Annotated in this window: 14 protein-coding genes, 1 tRNA gene and 1 pseudogene; 4 read left to right on the top strand and 12 right to left on the bottom strand. The window is 69.4% G+C overall.

Annotated elements, in window-relative coordinates:
• Positions 1 to 29 precede the first annotated feature (29 nt).
• Both ACQEWB_RS42845 and ACQEWB_RS42840 read right to left on the bottom strand, forming a co-directional pair.
• Positions 30 to 1,418 carry a flavin monoamine oxidase family protein gene (locus tag ACQEWB_RS42845; RefSeq protein WP_432841087.1) on the bottom strand — a complete coding sequence of 463 codons (1,389 nt, stop codon included), beginning with the start codon at positions 1,416 to 1,418 and terminating at the stop codon, positions 30 to 32.
• Positions 1,419 to 1,483: 65 nt separating this feature from the next.
• On the bottom strand, positions 1,484 to 2,854 hold the full coding sequence (locus tag ACQEWB_RS42840) for an MFS transporter (RefSeq protein WP_432841085.1): 1,371 nt from the start codon (positions 2,852 to 2,854) through the stop codon (positions 1,484 to 1,486).
• 233 nt (positions 2,855 to 3,087) lie between these two features.
• Between ACQEWB_RS42840 and ACQEWB_RS42835 the strand changes: the two genes are divergently transcribed.
• The 4 genes from ACQEWB_RS42835 (at position 3,088) to ACQEWB_RS42820 (ending at position 6,735) form a co-directional block, all read left to right on the top strand.
• Positions 3,088 to 3,756, top strand: coding sequence for a GntR family transcriptional regulator (locus ACQEWB_RS42835; protein WP_432841083.1), 669 nt, complete (start codon positions 3,088 to 3,090; stop codon positions 3,754 to 3,756).
• Between the two features lie 243 nt (positions 3,757 to 3,999).
• Positions 4,000 to 4,935, top strand: coding sequence for a transporter substrate-binding domain-containing protein (locus tag ACQEWB_RS42830; RefSeq protein ID WP_432841081.1), 936 nt, complete (start codon positions 4,000 to 4,002; stop codon positions 4,933 to 4,935).
• Positions 4,935 to 5,906, top strand: a complete 972-nt coding sequence (locus ACQEWB_RS42825) for an amino acid ABC transporter permease (RefSeq protein WP_432841079.1) — start codon at positions 4,935 to 4,937, stop codon at positions 5,904 to 5,906. The genes ACQEWB_RS42830 and ACQEWB_RS42825 overlap by 1 nt, the downstream gene beginning before the upstream one ends.
• A gap of 22 nt (positions 5,907 to 5,928) precedes the next feature.
• On the top strand, positions 5,929 to 6,735 hold the full coding sequence (locus tag ACQEWB_RS42820) for an amino acid ABC transporter ATP-binding protein (RefSeq protein ID WP_432841077.1): 807 nt from the start codon (positions 5,929 to 5,931) through the stop codon (positions 6,733 to 6,735).
• Positions 6,736 to 6,828: 93 nt separating this feature from the next.
• Here the strand turns inward: ACQEWB_RS42820 and ACQEWB_RS42815 are convergent, their stop codons facing one another.
• The 10 genes and pseudogenes from ACQEWB_RS42815 to ACQEWB_RS42770 all read right to left on the bottom strand — a co-directional run bounded on the left by ACQEWB_RS42815 (position 6,829) and on the right by ACQEWB_RS42770 (position 16,290).
• Positions 6,829 to 7,848 carry a DUF6454 family protein gene (locus tag ACQEWB_RS42815; RefSeq protein WP_432841075.1) on the bottom strand — a complete coding sequence of 340 codons (1,020 nt, stop codon included), beginning with the start codon at positions 7,846 to 7,848 and terminating at the stop codon, positions 6,829 to 6,831.
• A gap of 130 nt (positions 7,849 to 7,978) precedes the next feature.
• Positions 7,979 to 9,220 carry a cytochrome P450 gene (locus tag ACQEWB_RS42810; protein WP_432841073.1) on the bottom strand — a complete coding sequence of 414 codons (1,242 nt, stop codon included), beginning with the start codon at positions 9,218 to 9,220 and terminating at the stop codon, positions 7,979 to 7,981.
• Positions 9,217 to 10,290 (bottom strand): fatty acid desaturase, encoded by a 1,074-nt coding sequence (locus ACQEWB_RS42805; protein ID WP_432841071.1) that lies wholly within the window; start codon positions 10,288 to 10,290, stop codon positions 9,217 to 9,219. The genes ACQEWB_RS42810 and ACQEWB_RS42805 overlap by 4 nt, the downstream gene beginning before the upstream one ends.
• A 19-nt stretch (positions 10,291 to 10,309) precedes the next feature.
• Entirely contained in the window at positions 10,310 to 10,606 is a 297-nt protein-coding gene (locus ACQEWB_RS42800; RefSeq protein ID WP_432841069.1) for an acyl carrier protein, read from the bottom strand.
• Entirely contained in the window at positions 10,593 to 11,546 is a 954-nt protein-coding gene (locus ACQEWB_RS42795) for an acyl-CoA desaturase (RefSeq protein WP_432841067.1), read from the bottom strand. Before ACQEWB_RS42795 ends, ACQEWB_RS42800 begins: the two co-directional genes overlap by 14 nt.
• 18 nt (positions 11,547 to 11,564) lie before the next feature.
• Positions 11,565 to 12,467, bottom strand: a complete 903-nt coding sequence (locus tag ACQEWB_RS42790) for an acyl-CoA desaturase (protein ID WP_432841065.1) — start codon at positions 12,465 to 12,467, stop codon at positions 11,565 to 11,567.
• Positions 12,457 to 14,199, bottom strand: a complete 1,743-nt coding sequence (locus tag ACQEWB_RS42785) for a fatty acyl-AMP ligase (protein ID WP_432841063.1) — start codon at positions 14,197 to 14,199, stop codon at positions 12,457 to 12,459. The genes ACQEWB_RS42790 and ACQEWB_RS42785 overlap by 11 nt, the downstream gene beginning before the upstream one ends.
• A 178-nt stretch (positions 14,200 to 14,377) precedes the next feature.
• A tRNA-Pro gene (locus ACQEWB_RS42780) sits at positions 14,378 to 14,451 on the bottom strand.
• An 81-nt stretch (positions 14,452 to 14,532) separates the two neighbouring features.
• A pseudogene (locus ACQEWB_RS42775) lies at positions 14,533 to 15,845 on the bottom strand (MFS transporter).
• Positions 15,846 to 15,930: 85 nt separating this feature from the next.
• Entirely contained in the window at positions 15,931 to 16,290 is a 360-nt protein-coding gene (locus ACQEWB_RS42770; RefSeq protein ID WP_432841061.1) for an MmcQ/YjbR family DNA-binding protein, read from the bottom strand.
• Between the last annotated feature and the right edge of the window lie 20 nt (positions 16,291 to 16,310).

Genomic DNA, 16,310 nt, shown 5'->3' with positions numbered 1-16,310 from the left:
CTCCTCGGGTGAAGCGGGGGGATGGGGGTCTACGACGCCGCGTGCAGCGGCGTCAGGCCGTGCGGCGCCCTGTGCCGGTCGGTGGCCAGCAGGCTCTGCGCCTCCTGCGCGGCGGACAGGCCGGACGAGATCGCGGTCTCGGTGTAGAGGGTGCCGAGGTAGTCGCCGGCCAGGAGCACCCTGCCGCTGCGGCGGGTCAGCGTCTGCTGGAGCTTTCCGCGACCGGGGAAGCAGTACGGGGCACCCGTGGGCCAGCGCTGTACCTCGGCCTCGACCACGTGGTTCGCGAAGCCGGGCAGCACCTGGTCCAGGTCCTCGAGGTAGATCCGGCGGATCTTGTCGTCGTCGTGCTCCAGCAGCTCCCGCGCCAGGCTGCCCGGCGAGAAGGTCATGATGCTGCTGCCGGGCCGGCGCTCGGACTCGTAACCGTGCACGACGTTCGACATGTTGAGGGCGACGTTGAAGGACCGCTTCGGGGTGGCGATGCCGTAGGCGTCGTCCCAGACCTGGCGTCCCGTCTCGTCGGAGAGGAACGCCGCGCTCACGTACGGGCCGTAGACGATCTTCGACAGGGCCTCGCGTACGGCGGGGTCGAGGTCGACGGCGATGCGGTGGCTGACGGTCGCCGGGGTGGCGAGGACCACGCAGCGGGCCTCGACCTCCTGTGCCACGCCGTCCTGCCGGTAACGGACCACGACGGAACCGTTCTTCTGGACGATCTCGTCGACGGCCGCGTTCAGCCGCACCCGGTCGCCGAGGGCCGTGGCGATGGACTCGGTGAGGGTGGAGGGGCCGCCGAGGATGCTCTGCGAGAGTCCGGCGCCGATGTTCCACACGAGGCTGAAGTAGCCGACGCCCGCGCCTGCCGACAGCTGGTCGATGTCGGCGGCGGAGCGGGTCACCGTCGGCTTGAACAGTGCCTCGGCGTCCTCCGGCAGATCGCCGATGAAGTCCTTGAAGGAACGGTCGTTCATGAAGTCGTAGACCCGCTGCTGGCGTTGGGCCTCGGTCTCGCCCCGCCGCCGCTGCACGATCCGGGCGTAGCGGGCCACCTGCACCGCGACCTTGGCGCCTGCCCTGACCATGCCGACGCGCGCCGACATGGGCATCGGGATGCGGAACGGGTACGTCTCCACCCGGCCCTTGAGCAGCAGCTTGCCGTTCATGGAAAGACCGGCCAGCGAGCCGGGTACCGGCACCGAGTCGATTCCCGTGCTGTTCAGCAGCCACGAGGTGGCCGAGTCCCCGCCGGCGTAGACGTGCCCGCCCCAGTTGAGCCAGTACGGCCCGCGGCGCTCGGAACGGATGCGCCCGCCGATCCGTCCTTCCGACTCGAGCAGGAGAGTGTCCCAGTGGCGCAGCCGCCAGCCGGCGGCCAGTCCGGCGATGCCGCCACCAACGATCACTACGTCTTTCATCAGTGCCCTCCGGCAGAAATACGGGTGCGGGTTTGACAGTTCGGGGCGGTGCCCGACCGGTCGGCTCAGACGCGCGCGGGGTGACCGACGGACTCTGAGGTCCGGGGTTTGAGTGCGGCGGCCTCGTGCAGGGCCAGGCCGCGGGTCTCGGGCGCCCAGAAGACGGAGACGACGGCGCCGACGGCGTTGATGGCGGCGGCCGCGAGCATGGTGCCGCCGACGCCCCAGCCGGTCAGGGCCATGGGGACGAGGTAGGTGCCGACCGCGGCGCCGATGCGGCTGGCGGAGGAGGCCAGGCCCACGGCGGAGCCGCGCACCTCGGTCGGGAAGAGCTCGTTCGGATAGACCCACTGAAGGATCTGCGTGCCGCCGATGATGATCGCGTACAGCGCGAACAGGGTCATGATCACGCCCGAGGGGGCGTCGGGGAAGATCCCGAGCAGCAGCAGGGCCAGGCCCGACCAGACGAAGCTGTGGATGACCAGGGGACGCCGGCCCATGCGGTTCACGAAGAGCAGGGCGACCACACAGCCGATCAGGAACATCACGGTGATCATCGCCTCGCCGATGTTGGCGAGGCCGCCCTTGAGCTGGAGCGCGTCCAGGATCTTCGGGCCGAAGGCGTAGATGGCGAAGAGCGGGATGATCGAACAGGTCCAGAAGACGGTGATGTAGAGCATCCGGCCGCCGTACCCGGAGCGCAGGATCGCCTTGATGTCGACGTTCTCGCGCTCCTCCGCCTCGTCGGGCAGGTCGGCGATCGTCACGTCGGAGCCGTAGACCTTCTTGAGGACGGCCTCGGCCTCCTCGGTGCGGCCCTTGTTGGCAAGCCAGCGCGGGGACTCCGGCGTTCCGTGGCGCAGCAGCACGATGATCGTGGCGGGCAGTGCGGCGCTCGCGAGCATCCAGCGCCAGCCGTCGTCACCGGTCCGCAGCAGGATCTCGCCGACGATGTACGCCGCCGCCGCGCCCACGAACCACATGACGACCAGGCCGCCCAGCAGCGGACCGCGGTAGCGGCGCGGGGTGAACTCGGCCAGCAGGGAGGTGGCGATGGGGTAGTCCGCGCCGACCGCGACACCGATCAGCAGCCGAAGGACGAACAGCCACACCGGGTCGTCGGCCCAGAACTGGGCGACCGAACAGGCGATGATGGCGATCAGGTCGATGGTGTAGAGGAGCTGGCGGCCGAACCTGTCGGTCAGCCGGCCGCCGACGAACGCGCCGAGGAAGATCCCGATCAGCGCGGACGCGCCTATGAGGCCCTGGGCGGAGTCGGACAGGTTCTGCTGGTCGCTGATCTGCACCATGGCGACGCCGATGACGCTGAGGACGTAGCCGTCTATGAACGGGCCTCCCGAGGAGTACAGCGCCAGTTTCTTGTGGAAGCGCGACAGGGGCGCGTCGTCCAGTCGGTTTCCTGCGTTTGCGGTCATCACAGCCTCCGGGAGCGGATCCCGGACTCACCGCCCGAGGGGGAGTTCCGGTTTCATCCGGGTTGCCCGCCACCATAAGATGTGATCACAGATCACACAATGGGTTGGAGTGGAGTTCAGGTGGAGTTTTCGAAGGCGGTCGCCCCTCGGGCGGGCCGACCGTCGGGGCCACTGCCGTGATCGTTCGTCGAACCACTGCCGCCGACCAGGGTGTTTATGATTCAGTCGTGCGTATGTCCAAACGTGTCGAGCCGGCGCGCTCCCTCACCGACCAGGTGTACGCGGTACTGCACGAGGCGATCACGAGCGGCGAGTACCCGGCCGGCTATCGGCTGCGCATCCGCGACATCGCCGCCGAGGTCGGAACCAGCGTCATGCCGGTACGCGAGGCCATCCGGCGCCTGGAGGAGGCCGGGTTCGCCGAACGCGTCCAGCACAAGGGCTCGGTGGTGAAGGGCCAGCACCTCGCGGAGCTGCTCCACATCTACGACACTCGCCAGATCCTGGAGGTCGAGGCCGCACGCCGAGGTGTCGCGCGGATCGACGAGCCGGCGGTCGCCCGCATGCGTGAGGAATTCGAGCTGATGCGGCGCGCGATCACCGAGGGCGAGGTCGTCGCCTACCTGGACCACGACGAGGCCCTGCTCACGATCCTCTACGAGGCGGCCGGCAACCCCGTGCTGGTCAACACCATCCGAACCCTCTGGGAGCACTGCCGCGCCTACAAGATCGTCGGCGCCCGTGCGTCCCTCGACACCCCCGGCGACGATTCGCTGTGGCGGTACCAGGAGCAGCTGCTCAAGGCCGCCCATGGGCGCGACGCCGAGGCGGCGGCCCGGATCAACACCGAGTCGTTGGCCAACGCCACCGACCGCATCAAGGCGCAGCTGGTTTCGCCGTAGCCCTTCCGCATGAGCGAGGCGCCCGCGATCGCCCCCGCTAGCACTGGTCCAATTCGTTACTGAAGCATTTTCCCAGCTCAGAGCGGGTCGCATAGCACTCTGGACCAAAAAGATCTGTGATCACATCTTGTCAGACCTCCCCGAAGGTGCGAAGTTACCTGCCATCACCGAGGGCTGAAGACTTCCGAAACAGGCCCTATGTCGTGATTAATCCGCTCGGGCATTTCAGCCACAGGGAGAGTCATGAAGCGTCTTCGCGATTCACGTCTGGTTCGCTTCGGGGCGATCGCCGGATCCGTGGCCCTGGTCGGGTCGACGGCGGCGTGCGGTTCGTCCGACAGCGGTTCGTCCACCGCCGCGGCGGACAGCACCGTGTCGAAGAAGGTCGCCTCGATCGCCGCCCTGGTTCCCAAGTCGATCGCCGACAAGGGGACCCTGACGATCGCCGCCGCCACGTATCCGCCCGCCGTGATCGAACCGGCCGACGGCGCGACTCCCACCGGCTGGGACGTCGAGAACGTACGCCGGATCGCCGCCGTGCTGGGCCTGAAGGTCCAGATCAAGATAGCCCCGTTCAACGGCATCATCGCCGGTCTCCAGGCAGGCCGTTACGACGGAGCGACCGGGGAGATCTACGCGACGGCCGAGCGCACGAAGACCGTCACGTTCGTGACCAACCACGCGTCGGCCGACGCCCTCATGGTGCCGGTCGGCAGCAAGATCACCAGTGCGGCCACCGACACGGCACTCTGCGGTCGCACGCTTGCGGCGTCGCTCGGCTCCGCCGAGGCGGCGCTGGCCGACAAGCTCGCAGGCAAGTGCAAGAGCGCCGGCAAGAGCGCGATCACCGTCAAGACCTTCGAGTCGCAGGCCGAGGTCAACCTCGCCCTGCGGGGCGGCCGGGTCGACGCGGCGGTGAGCAGCGCGAGCCAGGTAGCCTATGTGATGAGCCAGGCCAAGGGCCAGTTCAAGCTGGTCGAGCTGCCGTGGGCCCCCAAGTACAAGACCGGCTTCATCCTCCCCCGCAACAGCGACAGCGCGAAGTTCGCCAAGGCGGTCCAGGCGGCCACCGACCACCTGATCGAGAACGGTGAACTGCAGCAGATCCTCGACAAGTTCAACGCCGGCCAGGGTCTGATCGAGAAGGCCGAGATCCTCCCGTCCACCGGGAGCAACTGATGAAATCAGCCCCCGTCCTGGACTCCACCCGCGTGGCTCCGTCGGCCACCCCGCCCTCGGACCTCGTGCCGATGCGGCATCCCGGCCGGCGCCTGTCCGCCCTGCTCGTTCTCCTCGTGGCGGCGAGTCTGGGCTACTCGGCGATCACCAACCACAACTTCGAATGGCCGGTCGTCCGGGACTACCTGTTCCACCCCAAGATCATGGCGGGCCTTCGCACCACCCTGGTGCTCACCGCGGTCTCCATGTCCCTGGGCATCGTGCTCGGCGTAGTCCTGGCCGCGTGCCGGATGTCGGAGAACCGGGTGCTCTCCACGCTCTCGGGCGCCTACCTGTGGTTCTTCCGGGGAACGCCGCTCCTCGTCCAGCTGATCTTCTGGTTCAACCTGTCGGCCCTGTACCCGCGGTTGTCGCTCAGCGTGCCGTTCGGCGGACCCGAGATCGTCGGCGCGTCCACCAACAGCGTGCTGAGCCTTTGGGCCGTCGCCATCATCGGACTGACCCTCAACGAGTCGGCCTACATGGCCGAGATCGTGCGCGGTGGCCTTCTCTCGGTGCCCAAGCACCAGGGCGAGGCGGCCGTGGCGCTCGGGATGAACCGGTGGCAGACCTTCAGCCGGGTCGTCCTGCCCCAGGCCCTGCGGGTGATCGTCCCGCCGACCGGCAACCAGGTCATCGGCATGCTGAAGCACTCCTCGCTGGTGAGCATCATCGCCCTCTCCGACCTGCTGTACTCGGCCCAGCTGATCTACTCGCAGAACTTCCGCACCATCCCGCTGCTGGTCGTGATCTCGATCTGGTACCTGGTGTGCACGACCGTGCTGTCCTACGCCCAGAGCCACATCGAGCGGCACTACGGGCGCGGTGTCCACGTGGGCCCGCAGCCGACGGGCGGAATCGCGAGACTCCGTGCGCTCGGATCCCGCCTCGCACAGCGGTCCCAGCCGAACGACAACCCCAATCCGGCGTAACGAAAGGACCGGTGAAGATCCGATGAGCGCACCGACATCCGCGCCCGGCGGCACCGACACCGCCACGGCCGATCCGATCGTCCGGATCATCGACCTGCACAAGAATTTCGGACCGGTCGAGGTCCTCAAGGGCGTCGACCTGGAGGTGCACCGCGGGCAGGTGGTCGTCATCCTCGGGCGGTCCGGCTCGGGCAAGAGCACCATGCTGCGATGCGTCAACCACCTCGAACGCCCCTCCAAAGGCACGGTCGTCGTGGACGGAGAGGTGATCGGTTACCGCATCAAGGGCGACAAGCTGCACGAACTGCCGCCTTCCGCCATCGCGAAGCAGCGCACCAAGACCGGCATGGTCTTCCAGGCGTACAACCTCTTTCCGCACATGACGGTGCTGGAGAACCTCATCGAGGCGCCGCGCCGGGTCAAGGGCGTGAGCAGGGCCGAGGCCGTGGCCGACGCGATGCAGGCGCTGGAGGAGGTGGGGATGGCCCACAAGGCCGACGTCTACCCCAGCACCCTCTCCGGCGGTCAGCAGCAGCGCGTGGCGATCGCGCGTGCGCTGGTCATGAAGCCCAGCGTCATGCTCTTCGACGAGCCGACCTCGGCGCTGGACCCCGAGCTGGTCGGCGAGGTGCTGAACGTCATGAAGCGCCTCGCGACCAGCGGCATGACGATGATGGTGGTCACCCACGAGATCGGCTTCGCCCGCGGGGTCGCCGACGAAGTGGTGTTCATGTCCGAGGGCAGGCTCGTCGAGAAGGGCCCGCCGTCCCAGGTCATCGACGCGCCTGTGCACGAGTCCACTCGGACGTTCATCGACAGCATCCTGTGACCACCGGGCCGGTCACGGATGGCGCGGTAGGCGCACCGCCAGCAGCCCACCCCGGGGCCGTCCGGGCCGCCGCTGTTACGACAGCGGCCCGCGTCAGCCGACCGGGGTCACTGTCGCCTGGTAGGTGAGGATCTCGGTGCCGTTGCCCTCGTCGCCGTTGTCGGGAGCGGCCCACATCGTGATCCTGTCGCCGTCGGCGGACAGCTTGAGGGGGTTGCGGGTGGCCACGTGGCCGGCGGTCGACCACTGCTGGAAGGGCACGTCGCGCACGACCTGGTGGGTGCGCAGGTCGATCAGGGCCATGCCGCCGAGTTCGTAGACGGCACTCGTGCCGCCCGCGGCCGTGGTCTGGGGCAGGTTCGTGACACCGCCGCAGAGCATCTTGCGGTCCGGCACGTACTGGCAGTCCTGGTAGTCGACGAAGTAGTCGGGGTTGTCCCACTCGGCGACGAGCCGCCCCCGCGCGTTCCACTCGTAGAAGTGGCGCGAGCCCCAGTTGTTGCCGATGAGGTGACCGGTGACCTTGTCGCGGACAATGCCACCGATGTGGTCCTTGACCTCGAACTCCTTGTGTACGGCAAGGGTCTTGAGGTCGATGCGGTAGATGATGGCGCTGCTGTTCGGACGGTACTGGGCCACCGGGACCCACACCGAACTGCCGTCGGAGTCGATGCCCCCGGGGTGGTACATGTCCCCCTCGCCCAGGACGATGTCGCGCTGGAGGTGGCCGTCCTCGTCCATCACGAAGACGTGGCCGATCCCGCGTCCGGGAGTGCGGTCGTAACCACCCACCGGGGTGGGGTACTTGACCGTGGGTTCGATGATCTGGACCGCGGACAGGAAGATGTGACCGCCGGCCCGGACCATGCCCTCGGTGTGGTACGTCGTGAAGTCGAGCTTGAGCTTGCCGGTGAGCTGCCAGGCGGTGTTGCGGTCGACGGCCTCGAAGGCGCGGGCGAGAGCGCCGTCCGGCCGGCTCGTCCTGGCGACGGCGCTCGTCGCGGGCGAGTCGGTGTGCCGGTTGGAGTCGGCCGCCACCGCCACACCCCCCGCGGCGAGACACGCGGAGAGTGCCGCGGTGGCGGCGATACGACCGGTAGCCATGATCTTCATGCACACCCCTGCGGTTCCGTAGGTCCCCGAGATCGGAGTGAAGCTACGAGGCGGAAGTGAATCCACAGACCAATGGCAGACGACGGACAGCGAAATGACCGGTCAAGGATTGCGCGTCACGGCTTGGGCGTCACGGATTGAGCGTCACGTCCATGCGGGCGAAGCCTCGGGTCACCAGCTGGTCCCGGAAGGTGGGCGGGTCCGCGAGGGCCAGGCGTGGGAAGTGTCGGAGCAGGATCGGCACGGCTACCTCGACCTGCATTCGGGCGAAGGCTGCGCCCAGGCAGTAGTGCGGGCCCAGGCCGAAGGAGAGCGGCCGGTTGTCCTTCCGGGCCACGTCGAAGGTCGCCGGGTCGGCGAACCGGCGGGGATCGCGGTTGGCAGCGGCCAGGACGAGGAGCGCCCTGCTGCCCGCGGCGACGCGATGACCGTAGAAGTCGATGTCGGTCTCGGCGGCCCGGGTCAGCACGTGATTCGGTGTGTCGTACCGCAGGCTCTCGGTGACGAAGGCGGGGACGAGGTCGTCGTCGGCGGTCATCTCCCGGCTCTCGGCGGGGTGTTGCAGTGCGAGGCGCACGGTGTTGCCGATCGCGTCGCTGGGGCTCTGCACGCCGGCGATCAGGAACATCACCAGGCTGGCGACGAGTTCCTCCTCGCTCAGCTCCGCGCCCGCGTCGCGGTCCCGGACCATCGCGCCGGCCAGGTCGTCGCCCGGTCGGCGGCGGCGCTCCCGGACGAGGTCGGCGAGATAGCCGACCAGTACGTCCATCCCCGCGTCGGCGGGCAGCAGTTCGTCGCGGTCGAAGACGGGCTCGAACGCGGTCGTGGTCGCGGTGATGGCGGAGCGCAGCCCCATCTGGTCCGCCTCGGGGATGCCGAGCAGCTCACCGGTGACGGATATCGGCACGCGGACGGCGAAGTTCTCGACGAGGTCGACCGGGCCGCCCTCGTCGAGCTCGGCGAGCCGAGTCGCCCAGTGCTCCGCCCACTTGGCCGCCAGCTGTCGCCGCTCGGTGACCTCGCGGGGTGAGTAGGCCCAGCCCGCGAAGCGTCGCATGCGTTCGTGGTCGGGTGAGTTGCTGAACATCATGATCTTCGTGAAGCACTGCCACGAGGAGTGTTCGTTCATGCCGGTCGTCCGGTGCACATCGGCGTCCGTGACCAGGAAACGGGGGTCGCGGAGGGCGGTGCAGACCTCGTCGTAGCCGAGCACGAGCGTGCCGGAAGGGCCGAGGGGGATCACCGGCCCGAGTTCCCACAGCGCGTCGTAGAGGGGGTAGGGATTGTGCTTCCCGGCCGGGGTGAACAGCTCCGAGAGGGCCTCGGACGGGCCCATGACCCGCTCGGCCGACTGGTGGTCGATCGCTGTCACGACGTTGCCTCCGTCTGCTTCTTCGCCGCCTCGAAGCCGGTGTAGAAGCCCGCCTCCGTGTCGTACAGGTGCAGGCCGCGCAGGATCCGCCACAGCCGGCCGAGACTCAGCCGCTCCTCCCGGACCATCCCCGGATGGGCTTCCTTCAGAGCGAGTTGGGCCTTGGGGAGGTTGTAGAACGGGATCGCCGGGGCCACGTGGTGCGCGGTGTGGGTGGAGATGTTGTGGGTCAGGAACGACAGCGCCTTCGGATACGCGTAGTCCGTGGTCAGCAGCAGCCGGCCGGCGTTGCGGGTCCAGTACTGCGAGGTCAGGAAGGGGACGTCCTCCGCGCTGTGGTGCATGAGGGTCGTGGCGCTGAACCACAGGTGCGTCATCAGCCACGGCAGGACGAAGTAGCTCAGGAGGCCGTGTACGCCGGTGAACACGACGAGCGCCGACAGGCCCACGACGGCGACCGGCCCGGTGAAGGCGATGGACCGCCGGACGTCGCGCCGCATCGACCGCTTGGGGAAGTAGCCCGGCCGGAACCCCGACACGAACCAGTAGCGGACGGTACCGCCCCAGAAGGCCCAGGTGCGGGTGCCCGCGTAGACGGCCTTGGCCAGCGGGGACAGGCGCTGGTAGGCGGCCGGCGGCAACGGCCGCCAGTCGGTGTCGAGTTCGAGGTTGTTGGTGTGCGAGTGATGCAGATTGTGCACATGCCGCCAGGAGTGGTACGGGTACAGCAGCGGGAGCAGCGCGAGGCTTCCGGCGACGGTGTTCAGCCGACGCGACCGGGAGAACGAGCCGTGCCCGCAGTCGTGCGCGATGCAGTGCATGCCCCAGCCCCCGAGGCCGGCCACGAACCACAGCGGGATGTCGAGCAGCCAGGACGGGGAGAACGCGACCCCGGCGATCGCCCCCGCGTAGAGCGCGAGACTCACGGCGAGCCCGAGTACCCCGCGGGCCGTGCGCGGAGTGAAGTACTCGCGCGGGATCGACTGCGTCAGCTGCCGCCCTTCCAGCGCACGGGACTTGTCCAGGAACTCCTCGAACCGCCGGTCCGGGTTGGTCGGTATGCCGTTCATGGTCGCGGTGTCCTCGCTCTCAGTGCCCGCTCTCCTCGGCGAGCTGCCGGCCGAGATAGGTGACGACGGCGTCGATGGACCCGTGCTCGTACAACAGGGCGGGCGACAGCCGGAGTTCGACGAACTTCTCCAGTTTTCCGCACATCTGGATCCCGGTGCGGGAGTCGAGTCCGTAGTCCTCGAAGGACCGGGAGGTGTCGACCGTGGCGGGGTCGACGGACAGCTTGTTCACCATGTAGTCGACCATCCAGGCACGGATGGCCTCCTCGGTGACCGGTCCGTCGGTCGTGGACTCGTTCTTGTTACGCCGAAACACGGTCAACTCCTGTTGTTCTCTGTCGCTTCTGGGCGATGCGTGCGGATGAGGGTTCGCGCAGGCTCCAGACGATGTGCAGCCTGCCGAGGACGGTCAGCACCCAGCCGCTGGCGTCGGGCTCCCACCACCGGGTGGCGTGGCGGTAGGACCCGGGAAAGGCGTGGTGGTTGTTCTGGAGGCCCTCGCCGAAGGTCAGGACGGCGACCCACCAGTTGTTGGTGCTCTTGTCCCCGTTGTCGAACGGCCTGCTGCCGAAGGCGTGGCAGATGGAACCGACGCACCACGCGGCCTGGTTGGCGACGAAGATCCGGGCGAGGCCGCCGAAGACCAGACCCGAGAGGGCGGACATGGCCGTGTGCCCGACGGCGAAGCCGATCGCTGCCGGGAGGACGAGTCCGGCCGACACCCAGGTCGGGTACAGCCGGTGATGCAGGATCAGGCGCCGGTCGCGCAGGATGTCCGGCGCGTAGACGGACCACTTCGACGACTCCTCGCTGAGCATCCACGGCATGTGCGCGTACCACAGGCCGCGCATCCGGGCCCGGAGGCCGGTGCCGTGCAGGTTCGGCGAGTGCGGGTCGCCCTCCTGGTCGGCGAACTTGTGGTGCCGCCGGTGGGTCGCCACCCAGAACAGCAGCGGACCCTGCGCGGCCATGGAACCGGCGGCCATCAGGACGTCCTGGAACCACGGCGAGGTCTTGAACGCCTTGTGGGCGAGGTACCGGTGCAGCCCGATGGTGACTCCACCGAGATGCACGCAGTAGAACACACCGAACAGGACCAGGTCCGTGACCGTGAACTGCCCGGTCGCCAGCAGGTATACGGCCGCGCCGGTGCCGATGAGTGGAAGGGTCATGGTGGTCAGCGCGGAGAACCGCTTGATCCGCAGGCTTCTGGGGTCGAGCCGGACGATGCCCGCCGGGGCACTGGGAGCCGACATGGTCGGGTCTGCCTCCTGTCAGGTTTCGCGGGCCGCGGTCGTACGTCCGGGATAACGCACCTCGGACACCAGTCCCGCCCGGTCCAGGAGGCCGATCACCCCGCCGGTGATGTCGAGTTGCCACCAGCGGTGCCGGTTGTGCGCCAGCGACGGCTGGGAGTGGTGGTTGTTGTGCCAGGACCCGCCCACCGAGACCGGCGCGAGCACGGCGAGGTTCTGGCTGGAGTCCCGGGTGTCGTACGGGCGGCGGCCGAGCGTGTGCCCCAGCGAGTTGACGGTCCAGGTCACATGGTCGAGGACGAACATCCGGGCGAACCCACCCCACAGCAGCCCGCCGAGGGCGTCCACCGGCCGCCCGGTCACCGCCCAGCCCACCGCCGCCGGCAGGGCCAGTCCCAGGCCGATCCACCAGACGTAGAAGCGGTCGATCGTGACGACGTGGCGATTGCGCAGCAGATCGGGGACGAGCTTGGCCCAGCCCTCCCGCCGGACGCCGAACAGCCAGCCGACGTGGCCGTGCCACAGTCCGCGCAGCACCGCCAGCCGCCCCTCGCCCCGCGGGCGTGGCGAGTGCGGATCGCCGTCCCGGTCGGCGAAGGCGTGGTGCTTGCGGTGCACCGACACCCAGAACATGATCGGCCCCTGGGCCGCCATGCTGCCCGCGACGCCCCAGAGGAAGGTGAGCACCGGGCCGGAGTCGAACGAGCGGTGGGAGAAGAACCGGTGCAGCCCGCCCTCGACACCCAGTGACGTGACCAGGTACATGCCGAGGAACAGCCCGAAGTGCAGCCAGGACCAGCCGTGTCGGGCGGTGAAGACGATCGCGGCCACGAAGCCGACGGTGGATCCGCCGACCGTGGCGCAGGCGAGCACGAGCGCGGAGCGGTCCCGCGGTGGCGCGGCGGTGGCTTCAGCGGTCACGGCCGGACTCCCCCACGAGATCACCGGGCACGAGCGCCCTGCCCAGGGTGCCTTCCAGATACGCCGTCCGCGCTGCCCCCCGGCGGATCTTCCCGCTGGTGGTCATCGGGATGGTGCCTACCCGCACGAGGTGTACGTCGGCGGGCCGGACCCCGTGTTCGGCGGCGACCGCCGCGAGCAGGCTGTCCCGCAGGGCGTCGAGTCCGGCCCGGGTCGGGCGGCTCTCGCGCACCTCGGCGACGAGGACGACCTGTTCCTCGGACGCGCCCCGCTGCCCGAAGGCGACCGACCGGCGTACGGCCGGGTGGGCACGGTCGGCGGTGCGCTCGATGTCCTGCGGGTAGAGGTTACGGCCGGCCACGACGAGCAGACCGCTCATCCGGCCGGTGACGAACAGTTCGCCGTCGCGCAGAAAGCCGAGGTCACCGGTGCGCAGATACTTCCGCGGACCTGCCCGGCCGACGGGCGTCGCGCCGAACGTCGGCCCGGTGAGCTCGGGTCGGCGGTGGTAGCCGGCGGCAACGCCCGGCCCGTGCGCCCAGATCTCCCCGACCTCGCCATCGGCCGCCACCCGGCCGGAGTCCGGATCGACGACCAGCACCTCGTGCCCCTCCGGCGGGCCCCCGCAGCCGACCAGGGGCACGGTGTCGCCCTCCGTGTCCACGATCCGGCCGCGCGACAGCTCCTCCCGGTCCGCCCACGCGACGCCGAGGGGCGTCCCGGGCGCCTTGGCCGTCACGAGCAGCGTGGCCTCGGCGAGTCCGTAACACGGGATCAGGGTCTGCTCCCGGTAACCGTGGGCCGCGAACCGCTCCCGGAAGGCGTTGAGTGTGTCGAGCACGATCGGCTCGGAGCCGCAGAAGACGTGCCGCAGCGACGACAGGTCCACGCCGTCCAGATCCTCCTCGTCGACCGCGTCCGTGCAGAGCTGGAAGGCGAAGTTCGGCGCGACGGTGATGGTCACCCGGTGCTCGGTGATCGCCCGGAGCCAGCGGGCCGGGTCCTGGACGAAGTGCTCCGGCGTCATCATGAGCAACGGCCAGCCACCGTGCAGCGCCAGCATGATCGTCCCGATGAGCCCCATGTCGTGGTACGGCGGCAACCAGCTCAGCCCGACGCGATCTTCCTCCGCGCCGATGTGCCGGCCTATGGCCTCGCAGTTGCTCATCAGGTTGGCGTGGGTCAGCTCCACGCCCTTCGGATCGCCCGTCGAGCCGGACGAGTACTGGATCAGAGCGGTGTCGGCCGACCGTACGGATTCCTGCGGGGCTGTCCGGGCCTCCGTCGAGGGAGATTCGTCGTCGTCCAGCGCGATCAGTCGCGGCAGGATGTCTCCGTCGGCCGCCAGCCCGGCGAACCGCCGCTCGTGGCGGGAGTCGGCGAGGATCGCGCCGGGTGCGCAGTCGGCCAGGATCGAACGCAGCCGGGTCACGGCCCGCCGGTTGGTCGGAGGGAACGCCGGGACGGCCGTCGCACCCGCCTGAAGAATGCCCATGAGCCCCGCCACGAACCCCAGTCCGGGCTGCCCGGCCAGCACCACGCGGTCGCCCTGGTGCCCACCGGATGCCAACCGCGCCGCCACGGCGTCGGAGTGACGTTTCAGCTCGCTGTAGGTCCACGAATCGACGCGGTCGCTCGTGCCATCGGCAAGGAAGCGGAACGCGGGGCGGTGGGGCGTTGATCGGGCCCGGACATCGAGGACGTCGGTGAGCGTCACGGCCTCCTGCTCCACCGAACCCCCTCCCGGAGCCACCGAGTTGGGCGCTCCCGCTACTCAGGTAGAACTCGTGGAGCCCGCTGAGTCGATCACTGGGGGCACACTGTAGCTTCTTCAACTTCCGCTCGACCAGACGGTCACGGAAACGCATCCAGCGGGCCTGCCATAATCGGCAGACCCGCTGTGAACACCGTCGGGACGACAGGATTTGAACCTGCGACCCCTTGACCCCCAGTCAAGTGCGCTACCAAGCTGCGCCACGTCCCGGTGCCTGTCTGACCTGGGGTTTCCCCCGGCAGAAGGTGCATGGAAACCATACCGCACTCGGGTCGGTGGTCGCGCACGCCTTTATCCGGGGTCGACAGTGCTGCCCGCCCGGGGTTCCGGGCGGGTTTTCCCGGGCGCGGGTGCGGGCGGCGTCGCGTCGGCCCGGATCAGGTCGCGCACCGCCGGTACCGAGAGCAGGGCGATCGGGATGACGAAGCTGACCGCCCCGGCGACGAGGAGTACCTGGTCGGCGCCGAGGGCCGAGGCGGCCGGGCCGGCGAGTGCCTGGCCGACCGGCATCATCGCGAGGGAGCCGGCCACGTCGTACGCGTGGATGCGGTTGAGGACGTCGGGCGGGACCTGGGTCTGCACGCTGGTCGCCCACATGACGCCCCAGAACGACATCCCGGCCCCGGCGACCGCGGCCCCGGCCGCCATGACCGGCACGCTCAGGCCCGCGCCGACGGTTGCCGGGAACCCCGCGAACACGAACAGGGACACCGCGCCGGCGCGCAGCATGCGGCGGGGGCGCAGGCGCAGCGCGAGGAAGCCGCCGACGACCGTGCCGGCGCCGAGGGCGGAGTTGATCAGGCCGTAGGCGCGTGCGCCGTGCTGCTGCACCACCTCCGTCGCCACCAGCGGGACGGACGGCCCCCAGACGCCGATCATGTACACGCACCAGACGACGATCACCGCCCAGAGCCAGGTACGGGATCTGAACTCCCGCCAGCCCTCTACGAGATCGGCCCGGAAGGTGCCACTCCCGTGTCCCGTCGCCCCGTCCCCGGGAACGACCGGGACAGGCGGAGCAGCAGGAGGCACAGGGCGCTCACCGCGTATGTGGCGGCGTGGGCCGCGAAGACTCCGCCGGCCGAGGCGAACCCGACCAGGACACCGGCGATGGCGGGGCCGCCGAGCTGGGCGGCGGACTCGGCTATGCGTATCGCGCCGTTGGCGCCCTGGATGTCGGTGGCGAGCCGGGGCACGGTGCTGGCCACGCCCGGTTGGAAGACGGCGCCCGCCACACCGTTGGCGAAGCCGATGACGCAGATCTCCCAGAGCACGACGTGCCCCGAGTAGAAGAGGACGGCGGCGAGGGACTGGGTGCCGAGGCGCACCAGGTCGGCGCCGATCATCAGCTTCCGGGTGCTGAAGCGGTCGGCGATGACCCCGCCGAAGACGACGAGACCGGCGAAGGCGACGGACGTCGCGGCCATGGCGAGACCGACCGCTCCCGCCCCGTACCCGTGCTGGAGCAGGCCGGCGGCGAGGGCGACGGGCAGCATGGTGTCACCGAGCCGGGCCACCGCCCGCGCCACGAAGAACAACGCGAAGTCCCGCGACCACACGGGCCGCACGCCGTCGCTCACGCCCGCTGGATCCCCGCCGGTCACCCCTCGCCCCCCTTCCCGTCCCCTCACCTCCGGATCATGCCACCCGGCACTGACAACGCCCGAGCGAGTTTCGGTCCGCCGGGTTTCAGTCCGCGGCCGGGAGCCCCAACTCCGGGTAGGCGTCGAGCAGTCGGGGCGGGGCCGTCTGGCGCCAGGAGTCGGCCAGGATGTCCCGCAGCTCGTCCTCGTCCTCGATCTCCGAGAGACGGGCCCGCACCCAGGCGAACTGCGCCTCGTGCCCGGCGATCCAGAACTTCTCCGGCTCGGCCAGCACCAGTTCGTCGCGCTCCTCCTTGGGGCAGCGCACGGCGATGGAGGTCTCGTCCTCGGGCAGCGTGGCGAACATCTTCCCCGCGACCCGGAACGTGGGCATGCTCCAGGCGACCTTCTCCGTCGTGTCCGGCAGAGCAAGGGCGATACGGCGTACGTCTTCGGCATCCGGCATGCATCGCACGGTAGCGCCAG

It is taken from the genome of Streptomyces sp. CA-249302 (assembly GCF_050936785.1).
Classification (GTDB): Bacteria; Actinomycetota; Actinomycetes; order Streptomycetales; family Streptomycetaceae; genus Streptomyces.
Note: the sequence above shows the minus strand (reverse complement) of the source record. Positions and strands in the feature narration are given on the sequence as shown.